Genomic DNA, 16,802 nt, shown 5'->3' with positions numbered 1-16,802 from the left:
ATGGTAAGGGCTGGTCAGATTATGCCTCCTGTTTCGAGTACTTTTCTTACGTGAGGCAACGGGGTAGCTTCGAGTACATTTTTGGTGAGGCAACGCGGGACGTTGACAGCCGGTGGGAAGTCAATATCATGCGACGTGCCAGGCCACCCGGTCTTTGGCGTGTCAGGGTCATGGCCGGCTGCCGGTGTCCATCCTCGGAGCATAAGACACGGAATGGTCGGCGTCTGCCTTGACACCCCAATCGCCCGGTTCTATAATCACACGCACCGTAAAGGAGGAAGCATGCGCGAAAAGCACGGCCGTGTTGCGACAGTAATTGCAGTCCTGACTGTGGTTGTTCTCTCAGCTCCATTGTTTGCGGCACCGGCAAACAACAAGCCATGCCTGTGCCAGCCGACGATCAAACCGATGGATGGTGTCGCTCGGACAACATACGTGGCGACCGTAAGATACTCTGACCCGGACGGAGATGCGGCCTCGGTCGTGAACGTCTGCGTTGACGATGTGGCCTACCCGATGCGGTTAGTCAAGGGCCGCCCCGATAACGGTACGTATCAGGCACGGTTGACCCTTCCACCAGGTGAACATTCTTACTATTTCTACGCCGAGGACGCTCGTGGCATGTCGGAGCGGTTTCCGCGCTATGGTGCGAAATCTGGTCCGTTCGTTGGTTCGCGCAAGCCCTACAACCGTCTGCCGATGCTGTCTGAAGGAGGGGTGTACTTTGACTGGGGTAGTGACCGTGACATCTACACCTTCACGGTGCGTTACCAAGACAAGGACTGCCCGAAACCGCCAACCGTGCGGGTTGTTGTTGATGGCATTGTCCACGACATGAAGCTACACAATGGGACTCCGAACGACGGCATCTATCTGTACCAGGCCGTGCTGCCAGCTGGGCCTCATGCATACTACTTCGTGGCCAGGGACGGCAACGGTGACTGCATCACTCATCCGCGTTACGGGTTCCTGCGCGGTCCGGAAGTCCAGAAGCTGCCCAACTCCCCGCCTGAGCTGCGGTATCCGAAGGTCATTCCGCCGGCTGGCTCCCATCTCACAAGGTACTCCTACACCGTCGAGTACGAAGACAAGGACTTTGACCCGCCCGCGGTTGCGCTCATCTATATTGACGATATTCCGCACCCGATGCGGCTCGCCGCAACTAAACCCTATTACGGCATTTACGTTTTCCGCACAAATCTTCACATCAGTCCTTACCACAACTACTATTTCTATTTCGAGGACGGCAAGGGAGGCACTTGTCGCCTGCCGGCACGGGGCAAGTTCCACGGCCCGGTCGTGACCCGGTAGTCCTGTCATCCCTGCATGATTCCCTAGGAGGAGAAATGAACTGGAAGAAACTCAGCACCACTGTTGCGCTGTGCCTAGTCTTGTTCCTGGTCGTATCCGGCTCGCTGTGCAAGAAGCTGACTCCGCCGGAAACACCGGGCAAGCCGGTCGGCCCGGACTCAACTTGGCAGGGTGCACCGGCCAGGTTCGAGGTAACCACAACCCAAGCCCAGAGCAAGGAAGTCCGCTACGTGATGAATTGGGGTGACGGCAAGCAGGACACGACTGTGGCGAGTTTCGCCTCCGGTGCCAAGGCTTCAGTCTACCACGCCTGGTCTGATACCGGTCATTACAAAGTCAAGGCGCTGGCGATACTGAACGACGATGCAACCAAGGCATCAGACTGGTCTGAGGAAGCAACGATAAGGGTTCTGCCCAACAGTCCACCGCTGCCACCGGAAATTGATGCACCGCTTGTTGCGGTCAAGAACGTGGTTGCCTATTTCTCGGCTGTGACAACTGACCCGGATGGTAATGACGTCGGGTACCAGTTTGACTGGGGCGACGGCAAGCAGAGCGTCTGGAGCGACACCTTGGTTGGATTCCTGCCCGGCAACACGGTATGGCGCGATACCCACACCTACACGAAGCTCGAAACTGTTTCCGTCAGGTGTCGGGCCCGGGATGTCCACAAGACCCCGGGGCCATGGTCCGACCCAGTTCAGGTCGTAGTCGGCCTTGCCGGCGGTGTCAAGTGGTGGTGGTGGACCGATGATGAGAACCAGTACATTGCCACGACGTCGGCCGCGGTCATCATTGACGAGGGCAAGGAATATATCGTCATCACTGCAGATGACGGCAAGGTTTACGGCATTGACCCGGACGGCAAGCGCCGGCGCTCCGGCTCACCGGTCCAGCCCGAAGAGGAGAATGAGTTCGAAGGCCACCCGGCGTACTGTGCGGCCACCAGGCACCTAATCATCGGTAATTCGGACGGCGAACTGTACGCCTTCAAACCGAGTCTGGCAAAAGACTGGCACTGGCCTGGCCACACGCATGAGGACTCACTCACCTATGTCGCTTGGGGTACCGCGGCAATCAATGGAAACAAGATTTACGTGCCAAGTGAGAACGACAGTCTGTACTATTTCACCGACCTGGGCACAACCGGAAGGTTCGAAGCGGCCTATTACATACCAGGAATGGTGGATGCACCGGTAATTGACGCTGGCGGCTACGTTTATATTGGCACCGGTTCCGGCCAGCTATACAAGATGCCACCTAATCTTGCCAGCCCGGTCTGGGTCAAGACACTTCAGTCAAACAGCGACATCCACAGTCCGGCAATCGGCTCAGACGGCACGATTTACTGTGGCACAAGCTCGGGTCGTCTGTTCGCGGTAAATCAAGACGGAACCGTCAAGTGGAACGTTGCCCTGGACGGTGAGGCATATCGTGTCGTAATCAGTCCGAGCGCGCTGTTCGTTGCCACCGGCTCGGGCAAACTGTACTGTCTGAATCCGGCAACTGGCAGTCAGAACTGGTTCAAGCAGTACGGTACTGCAGAGATCGTCACGAGTCCGATTCTTGCTGGTGACTACGTGTACTACCAGGACTCAGACGATATTCTGTACTGTCTGCGTCAGTCCGACGGCTATCTCATCTGGTCGTGTGATTGCATTCCCTATGGCCCCGGCAAGAAGGCCCGCCGGGGCAAGCCGGACTTCTTTGAAGGGCAGCCCGCAATTCTTTCTAACGGCGACGTGGTCCTAATCGGTGCCGACGTGATGTACTGCGTTGCCGGCTATCCTGAGCGGCCGTTGATGTCCGCGCCGTGGCCTAAGTGGCAGAAGGACGCGCACAACAGCGGCAAGGCTTCGGCCTGGTAGCACCAGGCACGAGTTCCTTCAGAGCGGGCCCGCGGTGTGCGGGCCCGCTGGTCGTTGGTACACGGTGATGTAGTAAATGGTGCATCTTTCTGATTGCGGTCTGAAATCTGTGTAGCCTTAGGGCGTCAGCGGACAATGCGGCCGATGCGGTCAGCCCGAATCGCCCAAGGTGAAAGAACTATCTTTGGTATGCTGGGTGGGTTTGACACCGCGGACGAGGAGAAATAGAGCGTCAATGGCCGGCCGCGTAGGTAGGCAAGCGGCAATGGGCCCCAGAATCGGCAGTCCTCGGAGTTGTCGCGATTATCGCCCATCGCAAAGATGTGACCAGGGGGTACCACGACCGGACCGAATTCATCCCGGACATAGGGTGATAGTTCGGTGCGGTAGAAACGGTCAGCTTCCCAGAGCCGTTGGAAGCTATCGGATGACACTGAGAGCCCGCGTAGGCGTCGCTGGTCGGCGTGCACGACGTAGGGTTCGAACTGGAGCCGACCGTTGATGTAGAGTTGCTTGCCGCGGTATTCAACCGTGTCGCCAGCTACCGCGACGCAGCGCTTGACAAAATTCGGGGGGATGTACCACTTGAAGAAATGGGCTTGACGGTCCCAGAAGACCGGGAGCAGGGGGAGCCAGCGCGGAAAGATGCGGGCGTAGCGCTCCCTTGGCTCTGGCTCATCAGGGTCCTGGGGGAAGCGGAAGACGACAATGTCACCGCGGCGGGGATTTGAGACCGGTACAAGCGTCCGGTGAGTAAATGGGAGTTTCACACCGTAAATGAACTTGTTGACGAGCATGAAGTCGCCGATGGCGATGGTGTTGAGCATCGAGCCGGTCGGCACCATGAACGACTCGACGAGAAAAGAACGGATAAGCAGTACGGCAATGATGACCGGGCCCCATTCCCGGAAGAGGCGTGCGAAAAACTGGCCGATCTTATGCAGAGCCATGGTCTCGAGACGGCAAGTATAAGCACGAGCCTGAGAAAAGCAAGCGGCCCGCAACCGCGGGCCGCTTCGTGCGCGACTGTCTATTCGGTCTGGATGGTAATCTCCCGGACTTTGGCCTTTTCGGACTTGGGCAAGGTGAGTTCCAGGATACCGTCCTTGTACGAGGCTTTCGCCTTGTCGGCCTGAATGTCAGCCGGCAGGATGAGCGACCGCTGGAACCTTCCGTAGCAGCGCTCGATGCGATGGAAGGTCTTGCCCTTTTCCTCGGCCTCGTGCCGGCGTTCACCTGAAATTGTAAGCTGGTCGCCGGTGATACCGACTTTGATGTCGTCTTTCTTCATGCCCGGCAGTTCAGCCCGGACAATGATGTTGTCTTTGTTTTCTTCGACATCAATGGCAGGCGACCAGAAAGGTTCAGGCCTTTCTACCGGGTAGCGGCCGAGCATCGAGTCGAAAAGCCGGTCCATCTCGTCGCGCAGCGAGGTTATATCGCGGAACGGATTCCACGTTGCAATCTGCTTCGCCATATTTGTCACCTCCTTTTCTTGTCACACCTGTTAGACTCGGCTGACAGCCGATGGTTTCAGGTTCCCGGACGTTCAAGAAACAGGGCCGGGAATGGTCGGCGGAAAAGCGAGTGGGCGATGGCGGCGACGCGGTGCCGAGTTGCGCACAGATGAAGCTCGGTCCAGACCTCAGGTCGAAGTTCCAAGAGTAGTGAGCCAGGTCTGGCCTGGCGCTGGAATACTATGCGGACACGGCGGCTGCGGATGTGCCTGATGTTGCCCTTGCCCATTGTGCAGCCGGAACCAAGCTGGACGCCGTCCAGCAAGCATGTGTACGGCGTACCAGACGGACAGAACACGCGGGCCTGGAGTTCAAACGGCTTCACCTTGAGTTTATCAGCAGCATGCCTTCCGGCCCGCAGTCCGAGAACAAGCCAGGGACCGAGGTGACCATGGAACCGGGCGGCATCGGCAAGAGAGGTTAGTCGCTTCACCGGCGCAACATATCACGGCGACGCACAAAGTCAAGGAGAGCGGACGAAGCATTGATGAGGGCAAGGGGAAAGCGACGTAATCGAAGATTCTGCCAAGGTTAAGACCTGCCGGCTACTTTTTCTTCTGCTCACCTTTGTTATTGACCGCTTTCTTTCCTAGTGCATACTTCGGCGTGCATTTCCTGTTGCTCAAAGTCGCTTCTGCAGTCGGAATGGGGCTTGTGCTCAAGCGAGCGGATGGAAAAGGCATCGCCCGGCTGCCTGTAGTCCGCGTAAATTACGCAGTTGCTGCAGTGCTCGCCTTTGCCTGCGCCCTGGCTACGAACCAGACTCACATTTCCCGGCCGACTGCACTTCTCGCGGTCGGTACCGGTGTCGTGTTCGTAGCCGGGCTCGTATTCTGGGCGAAAGCGATTGAGGTTGCGGGTCTTGCGCTATCAGTCGTTGCGATGAGGCTCGCCATCATACTGCCAGTGCTGGCGTCTATCCTAGTCTGGCGCGAGCGACCAACAAGTCTTGAGCTGGTAGGCAGCGCAGTAGCACTAATGTCCCTAGGACTTGTGCTGTCTGACGTGCGAAGGGCGCAAGAGTCAGAACGAGCTGAACGTAAGGATATAAGGACTTCAAGAAACGGAGCTAAGGGCGAATCTGTCGGTACAGAGGTAAAGCCCGGGACAGTTCCCGTTGTCGGACACCGCCATCAGGGACAGTCCCGGTTTTCCGTGGCCCCGGCCTGGCTGTGGCTTCTGGGTCTGTTTGTTGTGGACGGGCTTGTGATGCTGCCAGCTCAGATATTCCGCAAGGAGTTGCCGTCAGAGGAGAACCTGCCGTTCCAGACCGTGATATTCGTTGCGGCATTCGCGGTCACAACCATTGTCTATTACGCGCAGCGGGCCAGGGTTGACCAGAAGTCCCTAGTCCATGGTGCATTGCTCGGCGTTGCCAATCTCGGTAACTACCTGTTTCTGGTTCTGGCTCTGACCGTACTGCCCGGCATCGTGGTGTACCCGGTAATCGCGGCGGGCGAAGTTGCGCTAATGGCGTTTGCAGGCGTGTTTGTTTGGCGCGAGCGGGTCGGACTGCGAAGCTGGTTTGGAATCGGACTTGCGGTCATCGCGCTTGTGCTAATCCAGGTCGGCAGGGCCGCAGTGTGATCAAGAACACCGATGGGCCACGAGTATAGGAAGTCTGCCGGCCTTTGCCGGTTGTGCACCGCCTAACCGTGCCGCCGCAGGGATGGCCAGGTCTTGGGGTCTATCCCTAATGACCGCACGGCCAGGCCGGATGCCGAATGGTAAAGATACCAGTCTCTGAACAGGACTTAGACCTGGTTCGTCGGGCCCAGGCCGCGGACCTCGTCGCTTTTGAGGAGCTGGTGCGGCGGTACCAGCGACCGCTTTTCTCATACTTGTATCGGATGTGCGGTAACCGGGATGAAGCCGAGGAAATGGCGCAGGCCGCACTGGTGCGGGCATGGCAGAGCATCAAGGGGTTCCAGGGTCGGTCGAGTTTCAAGACCTGGCTGTTCCGAATCGGGACTAACCTGGCGATAAACCGACTGCAACGTACGAAACCGACCGCGGAAATCCCGGAATCGCTGCCCGGGCCTGAGTCCGAGGAGCCGGACGAAACTTTCCGTCGAAGGCAGCGCGAGCAACTGGTGCAGGCAGCCCTGAATCAGCTCCCAGCAGACCAGCGGTCTGCTTTGGTGCTCTGTACCTACGAAGACATGAGTTACAGTGAAATTGCCCGCGCGATGGGCAAGACGGTACGGGCAGTGGATTCACTTCTGTTCCGGGCAAGGCAAAATCTGCGCAAGTTCCTGGAGCCGGCGCACAAGAAAGGGTTGGTGTGAACGCCGCAGGAACTGGGACAGTTTCGTGTCTAAGAAGGAGAACAAGATGAAGTGCAATAAGGTGCGAAGGGCGCTTTCGAGGTTAATTGACCAGGACCTCGGGCAGTCGGAGAAGGTGATGATTGAACAGCACCTGGCTGATTGCGCCGCGTGCCGGGCTGAGCTGGAAGCCTTGCAGGCCGATGCTGAGTTGCTGCGCTTGGCTGATTCGCCGGAACCACCACCGTATCTTGTGGCTCGGACGATGGCTGAGATAAGGGCTGAGGTGAAGGTGTCGCGTCCGTTCTGGGCCAGGGCGATTCCGGTCGCAGCCGCGGTGCTGCTTGCAGCAGTCGGAGCCTGGTGTGGCGCTATTCTTGGCCGGGAGTTTGCGGGTAGCCGCAACGGATACACCGAGAGCGTGCTTGCCGTCAATTCCGAACCATCACTGTACGATGTCTATCAGACAGCGGTGGAGGAACGATGAAGAGCAGATGGACGGTTGTGGTCCTGGCAGCGTCGCTTGCGCTGAACGCAGCCGCACTTGGCGCTTTCGCATATCGCCGGTACATGGACTGGAGGCGCGAGCAGATGTTCTTTCGCCATCTTGAGAAACGGGCCAAGGGAAGGTTGACATCGCTGTTCAGGGAGACCGAGCCCAGGATGGACTCGCTGCGTCAGGTGTATTGGAATGCAAGAAGGCAGCTCGGCGAGCTGGGATTTCAGGATCGGCCGGACTCACTTGAGGTCGAGCGACTGCTTGGCATCATTGCCAACACGCACAAGGAGATGAACCGGCTGGTGTTCGTGACGACGCGCACAATTGAGTCCATGTACCCGGCCAGGACCAGAGAGAGAATCCAGCGTCGGCTGCGCGAGATGTGGGAAAGCCCGCATGGGCCCAAGCCGCGTCGCGGGCATTTCCGCGGCCGGCGAATGCCCCCACCTGAACCGATTCCCGGCCCACCGGGAATCGAGCCACCACCTGAGCCGCCTCCGAGACAAGGGCGATAAGTGGCAGACAGAAAACTCAGAACGCATAAGTTAGAATTGAGAAAGGAGAGAAACGTGAAAACACCGAAGTGGACTGCTCTCATTGTACTCGGATCGGCTGCCGTGCTATGGGCACAGCCGATGGCGCCTGTGCCTGCGCCGATGCTGGCCGAACCGGAACACGGTTTGCTTGAACAGGCACCGCCACCGATACCAGGGCTTGCCGGTCTTGACCTCAGTCCGGAACAGCATGAGAAACTGGACAAGCTCCAGATGTCGTTTCTTAAGGAGACAATGCCGCTGGGGACGGACATTCGTATCAAGGAAATGGAGCTGGCTGCGCTCTGGCGTGCTGATAAGCTCGATACCAAGTCAATCGTGGCCAAGGTCAAAGAGATTGCCGAGGTGCGGACCCGGCTTGAGGTAGCCAGGGTCATGCACCAGATTGACGTTTACAACATTCTTACCCCGGACCAGCAGAGCAAGGTGCGCAAAATGCTTGCGCGTGGCCGAGGTCGGTTTGCAGGAGGTTGGCCGCGCGTGTTCCAGCCCGGTATGCTTCGGCAGCACCGCGGCCGGTGCGACAGGCCGCACGGGATCGAGCCACCGGATTCGGACTAGAACTTTGGCGCCAAACTGGCCCTGTAGCCGGCGGAAAAAGGGGCACATCTAGATTCCACCGGTCATTCAGCTAAAGGCAGCGAATGCGTGGAGATACTATCGAAAGCTGTGGAAAAAAGATGAAGCGGTGTCTACAATTCTATGTGTATGTAGTAAGACCGGGCGGAAGCCCGAGAAAGGAGACACCGCTATGTCAGAGTATCAGAAAGAGCAGGATAATGCAAGAAGAAGGCGGGAACGCAAGGAGCAACGGGCAATGCGCCGGCTGAGACACAAGCTGCGCCAAGACTCGGCCAGCCTGTTGGATAAGAAAGCACTAGAAGGCGCCCAGGAGAAGCTACAGGATGCGCTGGATGAAGAACGGGAGACGTTTCTGGAGCGCGCCAGGTACGAGCGGGTAAGTGACGAGCAGTTCCGAGGTTATCGCAACGGCCATGGCGAGCCGCGGCAGGTCCATCTTGGCAGCGGCAGTGTTCGGGTCCGATTGCCCAGGGTGGCGGATAACGCCGAGCCCTTTGAGTCGGGTCTATTGCCGCGCTATCAAAGAAGCAGCTCTGCGGTCCTGGCTACCCTACCTCAGCTCTACCTGTATGGCATCTCGACCGGTGACTTCGAGGCGGCGCTGGAGTGCCTGTTAGGTGTCGGAGCAGCATTGAGTCCGTCCACCATTGCCCGCTTGAAACAACGGTGGTATCTGGACTACGAGGCTTGGCGGAATGAGCCTTTGGCTTCTCACTACGCCTATATCTGGGCCGACGGTATCTACATCAAGGTGGGCCAGAACAAAGAGAAACTGGCGCTTTTGGTAGTGATGGGTGCAGATGCGGAGGGCAGGAAGCGGATACTGGCGATGATACCTGGGCAGCGGGAGAGTTACGAGCAATGGCTGGAAGTGTTACGCGACTTGGTACGGCGTGGGGTCAAATGGGTTGGGCTGGCGGTGGCGGATGGTATTCCCGGGTTCTGGCGAGCGTTTGGGGAGGCGTTTCCTGAGGCCCGGCGTCAGCGGTGCTGGGTACACATGATTCGTAACGTGCTCGACAAACTGCCGAAGGCCAGGCAGCAGCAGGCGCACAAGGACCTGGTGCGGATCTATGAGGCTGGTAGCAAAGCTGAGGCGGTGAGCTGGATTGTGTACTTTGCCGACCACTATCGGTTACATCCGCCAGCAGTGAAGTGTCTGTTGGAGAAGCAGGATGACCTTCTGAGCTACTTCGACTTCCCCAAGGAGCACTGGCGGCACCTAAAGACGACCAACCCGGTTGAGTCGGCGTTTGCACCGGTGAAGAGCCGGGTGAAGCGGGCGAAGCGGCTGATGCGCTACTGGTCAGCGCTGGGACTGGTATACAGGCTTCTGCTCGAGCAGGAGACACGCTGGTTCCGGCTCAGTGCGCCGCACCTGGTTGCGGCAGTCGTTGCTGGAGCCAAGTACCATGACGGAGTCGAGGTCAAACTAGCATGAGCTATTACTACACCGCCGAATCTATTTCCACAGAATTTGACAAGACCTCGTTTGTGGCTGCGTTACGTTTTGCTCAGTACCCTCTTGTTTCTGCTTGTTCTGCATATCGTTTCGCTGTCCCACCTGCCCTGGGATTATTTCTGGGCTCTGCGGCTTGAGGCCGGCCCGTCTGAACTTGCCCACTTACTCGCATTGCGGACTTATAGCCGATTTCGAGCGCGAAGTCAAGGAGAGGGAGAGCAAATCGAGAGCCGGTTGCAAGACACGCGGAGATAGTTCAGTTGAGCTGAGTGGATGAAGTCGAGACCACTAAGAGGAAGTACGGGTGGCACCGTAAGACAGGCAGCAGTACCGGCGGCGAGCCAGACGCCAAGGTAGGGAGTAGGCCAGGCCGCGAGGCAGGTGGCGGCACAGACCGAAAGGCAGAGCGCAGGTCAGACCGTAGGCCAAGCGGCAAGCTGGACTGCGGGGCAGGCAGCAGACCAAGGCGCAAGGCAGGCCGATGGATAGGCAGCAGGGCGAACCGTCAGTCAGACCGCAAGGCAGGAAGCGGGTCGGGCAATGATACACGCAGCGGCCCAGGCGGCAGAATAGGCGGCTTGGCAAAGGACGAGGCACGGAGCAGGGCAGACCGCAGGGCAGGGAGTGTGCCAAGCCACCCCGGGGATGGCAAAATGTCACATTTCTTGGGGTCCGTGCATCTCACTTATCGAACAGTAAAGGAGAAACATGAAAGACACAAAGAAGCCAAAGCAGTTCGAGAATGACTCGGCGAACTATGCATGCCGGATGAACCCGAAGCTTGTTTCGGATGTGTTGGATGACCTGGGCGGAGTAATGCTGGCTAAGTATCGTAAACAGGCTGAGTTGCTACGTCTTGTTGAGGCAACGGTTCGGCAGGCCACCGACGGTGCTCCGATGTTAGTGTGGGTCTGGTATCTGGATTTCGGACGTGAGGTGTATGGCAGGTGGAGGAAGGTTCCAAGTCACGCGTTGGCCTCAGAGCTTGAAATCCTGAGGCACAAGTGGACTGTGAGAGGGTTGGACCCGAAGACCCTGGAGAAGGTGGAGGCCGCGGTAGTTGAGATGCTGAACCAGACGTTAGCGGATAGCAGGTTGCAGATGTGAGGGGTCAGGAGTGAGGACCTTGAGGGATAGAAGGTGGTCGGCGGGCAGCAGTCAGCGGAAATTGAGCGTTGACAGCCGTGGGGCTGGATGTAGTTTGGTCCATGCCTGAACAGGAACGCCGCAGACGCGTGTCGAGTCTGCCAAATCCGGAACCAGGGGTTCTGGCCGCGGCCCTTTCCGACGGGCCGGATGCGTTCGAGCCGCTGTTCAAGATGTACTGGCCGATTCTGGTGAGGATAGCATGGGGCTTTTTCGCTCCGAACCGGCAAGAGGTGGAGGACGCGGCGATGGAGGCGATCGAGGACGTGTATAGGCATCTTTCGAGTTTTGAGGGCCGAGACAGGTCGAAGTTCTCGAGTTGGGTGTTCAAGGTGGCGCAGAATCGGATGCTGATGATTGCGCGACGGAAGCGACGACGGCCAAGAACAGCGTCTTTGGGCGAGTTCGAGGAGCTTCCAGGGCCGACGGTCGAGGACGAGTTGAAAAGGAAACAGCGACTCAGCGAGCGGGCTGCGCTTGAGGAGTTCGAGCAGGATGAGCAACGGGCCGCGTTCCTGGAGCTGGCGTACTGGATTTCGCGGCTGCCGGACAGGATTGCCCAGGCGATGAGCCTGGTACGGCTTTGCGGGCTGGACCCGCAGGCGGCAGCCGAAGTGCTGGGAACGAGCCACGAGGCTTTGAGGAAAAGGCTTTCACGGGGAGATAAGGAAGTGAGAAGAATGAGGAATGAGGAGAGAGCAAGCAGGGGCGGTCGAAATGGAGAAAGAAGATGAAGAAGCACAGTTATCAGAACTTGACCGAGCTGGCACAGCGGGCGGTTGTGGTGACAGCGGAGCAGACCGACCATGCGTGGATAAGGTTCAGGCTGTTTATGCAGACTAGAGCGAAGCCGGCGAGGCAGAGCTTTGTAAGCTGGTTTCGTGAGGCAGCCCTGAGCCTGTCATCCTGCGTGCCGAACCTTGGCGTGGCTCACGGTTTTCTTGACGAGGCCGCGGATTCCGAGCTGGGGTCTGAAGCAGCCGAGTTTGACCCCTGCGCCTGGGCCTGGCTTGAGCTTCGGACCTTGGCCAGGCCGGTCCGGTTTGCCGTGATTCTGCATTGCCTGAACAACCGGTCCTATGACGTGGTTGCCGACCGGCTGGGTGTAACTCCGGCTGAGGCACGACGCCTGGTAAGGCACGGGCTGGCAAGACTCCGGTACAGCTTGCGCACAGCACAAAGGCGAAGGAGTTAGACCGGCCGCGACCAGGAAGGCGTCACCCGGTCAGGTGACGCCTTCAGTCTTTCGTTGGTTCGTTAGGGGTATCGGTCCAGGCCTGGAGCTGATCGCGCTGGCTGCCGGCCGGTTGCTCCCTGGATGATTCGGTGGTTTCGGCGGAGTCACAGATTAGAGGCCCGGAGCATCTCATTTGTCGAACATGAAAGGAAGAGTATGAGCCTGACGACGCTGATGCAGATGGCTGAGGCTCTTGCCGACGCATCAAAGCTCGTTGCAGCGGCCCAGAGGCCGGTGAAGCCGAGGGAACGTCAAGGCCAGCTCGCTTTGCTTGCCTGCCTGGAGAAGCGGCTGGAAACGCTCAGGCGCCAGTTGCTTGAGGCGGTGCTCGTGGAGATGTTGTGGCGGTATCTTGACTACGTCGAGGGAACGGACGAAGGGTACCTGGTGAGGCAACTGATTGCGGATATCGGAGCCAGAAGATGAAGATGATGTCAGATACCAGTGTTCAGACGTTGGCCCTCAGAAGGGCGGGACCCGAACAAACAGCAGGGGATAGGTTTGATTGTAGATTTCTGTTCACAGCGTGCAGAGGTCAGAACCGCCGGACTCGGGCTGGCAGCAGGCAGAGGCCAAGCCTGGCCCGGGTTCCGGACGCAATCGGCGGACAGCCGCGGCTGGATGCCAATCCTGTTGCAGAAAGGAGGTGAATGAAATGGCGACAGATCCGGTGAAGAGAATCGAGAACTGGGACAAGAAGTACAACCTCGAGCGGGTCAACGCAATCCTGACCGAGAAGCGGCCTAAGATGCTTGAGCACGTGAACTCGGTCTATGTTTCGCTGGCTGCAATGGAGAGCCAGGTGAAGCAGGTCATTGACCAGGAAGGCGTTTCGATCATCCAGTACCCGTTCTATCTCTGCTTCGGACGCGAGATGTGGCACCTGAGCCAGCGCGAGGTGTCCGGTGAGTCGCTGGCGGTTGAGGCCGCCACCTTGATCGGCAAGTGGGTGGCGAGAGGTCTCTCCCGGTCAGTGCTGGAGACGATCCGGACCCAGGTGTTCAACATCGGCGCGCCAACGCCGTAGGAGAACGGTTCAGGGGTTCGAGGAGCCGATTGGCTGACCCACAGCCGAACACCAGGACCGGCGGGCTTGCTGCCAGCCCGCCGGTTCCGCATCTTGAGCCAAGGCCTGGCCGCAGGTTATCAGTTTCCGAATCGGACCGTGCCAGCAGCAGGGTTGCGACCGCACGGCGGTCAGAGTGTCGGATTCGCCGACAATGGACCGATGCGCGGTTATTGCCATCGGAGTGCAGGGAGTGGGCGCAGGTCTGTACTCGACATAGGGGCATTTCAGGATTAGGATTAGCGCTGTGAGTGCGGCGATTGAGGTCAGCGGCCTGGCCAAGCAGTTCAAGGGCTTTGTCGCAGTTGACCACGTGTCTTTCGAGGTTGCTGAGGGTGAGGTGTTCGGGTTCTTGGGCCCGAACGGCGCGGGTAAGACGACCACGGTGCGGATGTTGTGTACCTTGACCCGGCCGAGCGCAGGCAGCGCCAGGGTCAGCGGGCATGACATCGTGCGCGAGCAGGCCGCGGTGAGAAAGAGCATCGGCATCATTTTCCAGGACCCGTCCCTGGACGACCGGTTGACCGCGTACGAGAACTTGAGATTCCACGGTATGATTTACCGGGTGCCGGGCCGCGAGCTTGGACCCCGCATCGAGCAGGCGCTGGAGTGGATGGAGCTTCGGGAACGGGCGCAGGACCTGGTGCGCAACTTTTCCGGCGGGATGAAGCGCCGGCTTGAGATTGCGCGCGGGCTGTTGCATGCCCCGCGGGTGCTGTTTCTTGACGAGCCGACTCTGGGTCTTGACCCGCAGACCCGCAGTCGCATCTGGGAGCGTCTGCTGCGCCTGCGCCAGGAGCAGAGCGTTACCTTGTTTCTTACGACCCATTACATGGACGAGGCTGAGAACTGCGACCGGATTGCGGTCATTGACCGGGGCAGGATTATCGCACTCGACACACCGGCTCGACTCAAGTCCCAGGTCAAGGGCGACTGCGTCCGCCTCGCCACCGCAGACGACGCACGGGCCGAAGCCGAGCTGCGCACGCGGTACGGGCTTGAGCCGACGAGGGATGCCGGCGGTCTTCGCTTCGAGGTGCAGGATGGAGCCGAGTTCGTGCCCGGGCTGGTAAGGGAGTTGTCGGTTCGGGTTCTGTCGGTGAGCATCAATCCGCCGACTTTGGATGATGTGTTCCTGAAACTCACCGGCCGCGAGATACGGGACGAAGAGGCCAGCGGCGCGGAGAAGCTGAAGAGCCGGCTGCGCCGGATGGGCCGGGGATGGCGCTAGGCGATGATTGACTTCGTGTGCATTCGGATGGTGTGGCTGCGCGACATCATCCGTTACTTCCGGGAGCGGAGCCAGCTTTACGGTTCCCTGGTCCGACCGGTACTCTGGCTCTTTATTCTCGGGATGGGCCTGCGCGGTTCGTACGGCCGGGTCCAGAACGTCAACTACACGCAGTTCATTTTTCCGGGCATCCTCGCGATGACAACGATATTCACTTCGATTCAGTCAGCGATTTCCATCATCTGGGACCGTGAGTTCGGGTTCCTCAAGGAAATCCTCGTCGCACCGGTGCCGCGGACTTCAATCGTCATCGGCAAGGGACTGGCCGGAACTACGCTGTCTTTGATTCAGGGGTGCATCGTGCTGCTGCTGGCGCCGCTTGTCCACGTGCAGTTGAAGCTGGTCAATATCGTGCCACTGCTGCTGGTAATGGTCGTGCTCTCTTTCGCCCTGACCGGCATCGGCATCGTCATCGCGGCACGGATGACGTCGTTTCAGGGCTTCGGTACGATTATGAACTTTGTCATCATGCCGATGTGGTTTCTAAGCGGAGCGCTGTTTCCGGTGCAGGGGCTGCCGTGGTGGCTGAACATTCTGGTCCGGGTGAATCCTCTGAGTTACGGGGTGGACCTGATTCGGCGACTCGTGCTCGGGTTTGCGTACTACCCGCCGGTTCTCAACGTCGGGTTTCTGCTTGGCTTCTGCGTGCTTACGACCGCGGCCGCAGTGTTCTTCTTCAACCGTGGGGAGTACTGAAGGTGGGTCAAGTTGACACTGTGAAGCGAGGCGCTAGAATGGCCGGGCAATGATGACAATCAGAACAGCCGTTGTTTCGTTCCTGGTGCTGGCGCTGGTCGCGTGTCCGGGCAAGCCCAAGGTTCGCACCGCTGCGGTCACCGTGACATTCTGGCATGCAATGGGCGGGCCTCTGGGCGATGCCCTGAAGGAGATGGTGAGCAGGTTTGAGAAGGAGAATCCTGGCACGAGTATCAATCTTGTCTCGATGGGCGGGTACTCAAGTCTTTCCCAGAAGCTGATGGCTGCGATTCAGGTGAATGCACCGCCGAACATGGCGCAGATGTATGAGTCGTGGACTACTCAGTTCCACCAGTTGGGAAAGCTGGTTGTGCTCGATTCGCTTGTGAACGGCCCGGCCGGGTTCAGCGCCGAGGATTTGGCTGATTTCTACGCTCCGTTTCTTGAGGACAACCGGTGGGACGGCAGGCTGGTGACGATGCCTTTCAATAAGTCAGTGCCGGTGTTCTTCTACAACATCGAGATGCTGAGGGCCGCGGGCTATGAGAAGTTCCCTTCAAGCTGGGATGAATTCCGGGTGATGGTCAGGAAGCTGACCGACCGGAGCCGGGGGATTTGGGGAACGGTCGGTGGCGTGAACGAGTGGATGTTCGGATGCATGCTGCGACAACAGGGCGGCGACTTCCTGGACGAAGACAACCGGAGAGTGCTGTTCAATTCTCCGGCCGGAGTAAGGGCCGCAGAGTTCATGTACGAGCTCGTGGCCAAGGATTCTTCGGCAGTGTTCGGCATCGGGTACGACCCGCAGAATGACTTTCTTTCAGGGAAGATTGCCTGCATTTGGGGAACGTCGGCGTCCTGGGCATTCATGAAGGACAACATGACGTTTCCGGTTGGCATCGCCCGGATACCGACCTGGGACAGGCCCAACGTGCTTTCGTTCGGCACAAACATCGGTGTGTTCCGCACCGGGACACCGGATCAGATTGAGGCGTGCTGGCGGTTCATCAAGTGGTTCACGAGTCCTGAGCAGCAGGCCGAGTGGGCAGTGCGGACGTCTTACGTGCCGTGCCGCCGGAGTTCGCTACAGGTGCCGTCGTATGCGAAGATGATTCAGGAAATACCTGGACTTGCGGACGAACTGGCTCAGCTTGAATACGTTTCGTTCGAGCCGAAGACCGAGGAGTGGTTTGAGGGCCGTAAGGTTCTGGGTGAGGCGCTGGAGCGGATAATGCGGGGCGAGAAAGGGGCGAAACAGGCGCTGGATGAGGCGGCAGCCGAAGTGGAGAAAGGGCTCAGGAAATGA

20 protein-coding genes are annotated in these 16,802 nt (G+C 58.7%); 17 read left to right on the top strand and 3 right to left on the bottom strand.

What is annotated here, in order from left to right:
- From ABIL25_02000 to ABIL25_01990, 3 genes are all read left to right on the top strand, one after another.
- The coding region (locus tag ABIL25_02000) for a hypothetical protein (GenBank protein ID MEO0081048.1) at positions 1-233 on the top strand (233 nt) is incomplete at its 5' end.
- Positions 234-282: 49 nt separating this feature from the next.
- Entirely contained in the window at positions 283-1,311 is a 1,029-nt protein-coding gene (locus ABIL25_01995; protein MEO0081047.1) for a hypothetical protein, read from the top strand.
- 35 nt (positions 1,312-1,346) lie between these two features.
- Complete coding sequence (locus tag ABIL25_01990) at positions 1,347-3,179, top strand: PQQ-binding-like beta-propeller repeat protein (GenBank protein ID MEO0081046.1); 1,833 nt, start codon at positions 1,347-1,349, stop codon at positions 3,177-3,179.
- Between the two features lie 125 nt (positions 3,180-3,304).
- Here ABIL25_01990 and lepB read toward each other — a convergent pair whose 3' ends face one another.
- The 3 genes from lepB to ABIL25_01975 form a co-directional block, all read right to left on the bottom strand.
- Positions 3,305-4,129, bottom strand: coding sequence for a signal peptidase I (lepB, locus tag ABIL25_01985; protein ID MEO0081045.1), 825 nt, complete (start codon positions 4,127-4,129; stop codon positions 3,305-3,307).
- A gap of 80 nt (positions 4,130-4,209) precedes the next feature.
- Positions 4,210-4,656 (bottom strand): Hsp20/alpha crystallin family protein, encoded by a 447-nt coding sequence (locus tag ABIL25_01980; GenBank protein MEO0081044.1) that lies wholly within the window; start codon positions 4,654-4,656, stop codon positions 4,210-4,212.
- A 56-nt stretch (positions 4,657-4,712) separates the two neighbouring features.
- Positions 4,713-5,129, bottom strand: coding sequence for a formylmethanofuran dehydrogenase subunit E family protein (locus ABIL25_01975; GenBank protein MEO0081043.1), 417 nt, complete (start codon positions 5,127-5,129; stop codon positions 4,713-4,715).
- A gap of 140 nt (positions 5,130-5,269) precedes the next feature.
- Between ABIL25_01975 and ABIL25_01970 the strand changes: the two genes are divergently transcribed.
- The 14 genes from ABIL25_01970 to ABIL25_01905 all read left to right on the top strand — a co-directional run bounded on the left by ABIL25_01970 (position 5,270) and on the right by ABIL25_01905 (position 16,802).
- Positions 5,270-6,283: a hypothetical protein gene (locus ABIL25_01970; GenBank protein MEO0081042.1), complete on the top strand. Its 1,014-nt coding sequence runs from the start codon at positions 5,270-5,272 to the stop codon at positions 6,281-6,283.
- A 137-nt stretch (positions 6,284-6,420) separates the two neighbouring features.
- Positions 6,421-6,984, top strand: a complete 564-nt coding sequence (locus tag ABIL25_01965) for a sigma-70 family RNA polymerase sigma factor (GenBank protein ID MEO0081041.1) — start codon at positions 6,421-6,423, stop codon at positions 6,982-6,984.
- Positions 6,985-7,030: 46 nt separating this feature from the next.
- Positions 7,031-7,450: a zf-HC2 domain-containing protein gene (locus ABIL25_01960; protein ID MEO0081040.1), complete on the top strand. Its 420-nt coding sequence runs from the start codon at positions 7,031-7,033 to the stop codon at positions 7,448-7,450.
- On the top strand, positions 7,447-7,977 hold the full coding sequence (locus ABIL25_01955; GenBank protein MEO0081039.1) for a hypothetical protein: 531 nt from the start codon (positions 7,447-7,449) through the stop codon (positions 7,975-7,977). The genes ABIL25_01960 and ABIL25_01955 overlap by 4 nt, the downstream gene beginning before the upstream one ends.
- 54 nt (positions 7,978-8,031) lie before the next feature.
- A complete protein-coding gene (locus tag ABIL25_01950) occupies positions 8,032-8,577 on the top strand; it encodes a Spy/CpxP family protein refolding chaperone (protein ID MEO0081038.1) in 546 nt (181 codons plus the stop codon).
- A 190-nt stretch (positions 8,578-8,767) separates the two neighbouring features.
- On the top strand, positions 8,768-10,039 hold the full coding sequence (locus ABIL25_01945; GenBank protein MEO0081037.1) for an IS256 family transposase: 1,272 nt from the start codon (positions 8,768-8,770) through the stop codon (positions 10,037-10,039).
- Positions 10,040-10,768: 729 nt separating this feature from the next.
- A complete protein-coding gene (locus ABIL25_01940; protein ID MEO0081036.1) occupies positions 10,769-11,167 on the top strand; it encodes a hypothetical protein in 399 nt (132 codons plus the stop codon).
- A 101-nt stretch (positions 11,168-11,268) separates the two neighbouring features.
- The gene (locus tag ABIL25_01935) at positions 11,269-11,940 is read left to right on the top strand and encodes a sigma-70 family RNA polymerase sigma factor (protein ID MEO0081035.1); all 672 of its coding nucleotides are present in this window, start codon (positions 11,269-11,271) and stop codon (positions 11,938-11,940) included.
- Positions 11,937-12,401 carry a hypothetical protein gene (locus tag ABIL25_01930; protein MEO0081034.1) on the top strand — a complete coding sequence of 155 codons (465 nt, stop codon included), beginning with the start codon at positions 11,937-11,939 and terminating at the stop codon, positions 12,399-12,401. Before ABIL25_01935 ends, ABIL25_01930 begins: the two co-directional genes overlap by 4 nt.
- A 198-nt stretch (positions 12,402-12,599) precedes the next feature.
- Positions 12,600-12,869, top strand: a complete 270-nt coding sequence (locus ABIL25_01925; GenBank protein ID MEO0081033.1) for a hypothetical protein — start codon at positions 12,600-12,602, stop codon at positions 12,867-12,869.
- A 229-nt stretch (positions 12,870-13,098) separates the two neighbouring features.
- Positions 13,099-13,470 (top strand): hypothetical protein, encoded by a 372-nt coding sequence (locus ABIL25_01920; protein MEO0081032.1) that lies wholly within the window; start codon positions 13,099-13,101, stop codon positions 13,468-13,470.
- A 286-nt stretch (positions 13,471-13,756) separates the two neighbouring features.
- Positions 13,757-14,740, top strand: coding sequence for an ATP-binding cassette domain-containing protein (locus ABIL25_01915; GenBank protein MEO0081031.1), 984 nt, complete (start codon positions 13,757-13,759; stop codon positions 14,738-14,740).
- Positions 14,741-14,743: 3 nt separating this feature from the next.
- Complete coding sequence (locus ABIL25_01910; protein MEO0081030.1) at positions 14,744-15,496, top strand: ABC transporter permease; 753 nt, start codon at positions 14,744-14,746, stop codon at positions 15,494-15,496.
- A gap of 49 nt (positions 15,497-15,545) precedes the next feature.
- Positions 15,546-16,802: an ABC transporter substrate-binding protein gene (locus tag ABIL25_01905; GenBank protein MEO0081029.1), complete on the top strand. Its 1,257-nt coding sequence runs from the start codon at positions 15,546-15,548 to the stop codon at positions 16,800-16,802.

The sequence above is a fragment of the candidate division WOR-3 bacterium genome, assembly GCA_039801365.1.
Taxonomy (GTDB): domain Bacteria; phylum Hydrothermota; class Tepidihabitantia; order Tepidihabitantales; family Tepidihabitantaceae; genus JBDRUN01.
This window is presented reverse-complemented; position numbering and strand designations above follow the sequence as displayed.

What these genes read in the sequence shown, in the direction of transcription:
- ABIL25_01980 (MEO0081044.1), bottom strand. Translation starts at nt 4,656, where the DNA reads ATGGCGAAGCAGATTGCAACGTGGAATCCGTTCCGCGATATAACCTCG.
- ABIL25_01940 (MEO0081036.1), top strand. Translation starts at nt 10,769, where the DNA reads ATGAAAGACACAAAGAAGCCAAAGCAGTTCGAGAATGACTCGGCGAAC.
- ABIL25_01955 (MEO0081039.1), top strand. Translation starts at nt 7,447, where the DNA reads ATGAAGAGCAGATGGACGGTTGTGGTCCTGGCAGCGTCGCTTGCGCTG.
- ABIL25_01960 (MEO0081040.1), top strand. Translation starts at nt 7,031, where the DNA reads ATGAAGTGCAATAAGGTGCGAAGGGCGCTTTCGAGGTTAATTGACCAG.
- ABIL25_01990 (MEO0081046.1), top strand. Translation starts at nt 1,347, where the DNA reads ATGAACTGGAAGAAACTCAGCACCACTGTTGCGCTGTGCCTAGTCTTG.
- ABIL25_01920 (MEO0081032.1), top strand. Translation starts at nt 13,099, where the DNA reads ATGGCGACAGATCCGGTGAAGAGAATCGAGAACTGGGACAAGAAGTAC.
- ABIL25_01930 (MEO0081034.1), top strand. Translation starts at nt 11,937, where the DNA reads ATGAAGAAGCACAGTTATCAGAACTTGACCGAGCTGGCACAGCGGGCG.
- ABIL25_01995 (MEO0081047.1), top strand. Translation starts at nt 283, where the DNA reads ATGCGCGAAAAGCACGGCCGTGTTGCGACAGTAATTGCAGTCCTGACT.
- ABIL25_01935 (MEO0081035.1), top strand. Translation starts at nt 11,269, where the DNA reads ATGCCTGAACAGGAACGCCGCAGACGCGTGTCGAGTCTGCCAAATCCG.
- lepB (MEO0081045.1), bottom strand. Translation starts at nt 4,129, where the DNA reads ATGGCTCTGCATAAGATCGGCCAGTTTTTCGCACGCCTCTTCCGGGAA.
- ABIL25_01925 (MEO0081033.1), top strand. Translation starts at nt 12,600, where the DNA reads ATGAGCCTGACGACGCTGATGCAGATGGCTGAGGCTCTTGCCGACGCA.
- ABIL25_01905 (MEO0081029.1), top strand. Translation starts at nt 15,546, where the DNA reads ATGATGACAATCAGAACAGCCGTTGTTTCGTTCCTGGTGCTGGCGCTG.
- ABIL25_01910 (MEO0081030.1), top strand. Translation starts at nt 14,744, where the DNA reads ATGATTGACTTCGTGTGCATTCGGATGGTGTGGCTGCGCGACATCATC.
- ABIL25_01945 (MEO0081037.1), top strand. Translation starts at nt 8,768, where the DNA reads ATGTCAGAGTATCAGAAAGAGCAGGATAATGCAAGAAGAAGGCGGGAA.
- ABIL25_01965 (MEO0081041.1), top strand. Translation starts at nt 6,421, where the DNA reads ATGGTAAAGATACCAGTCTCTGAACAGGACTTAGACCTGGTTCGTCGG.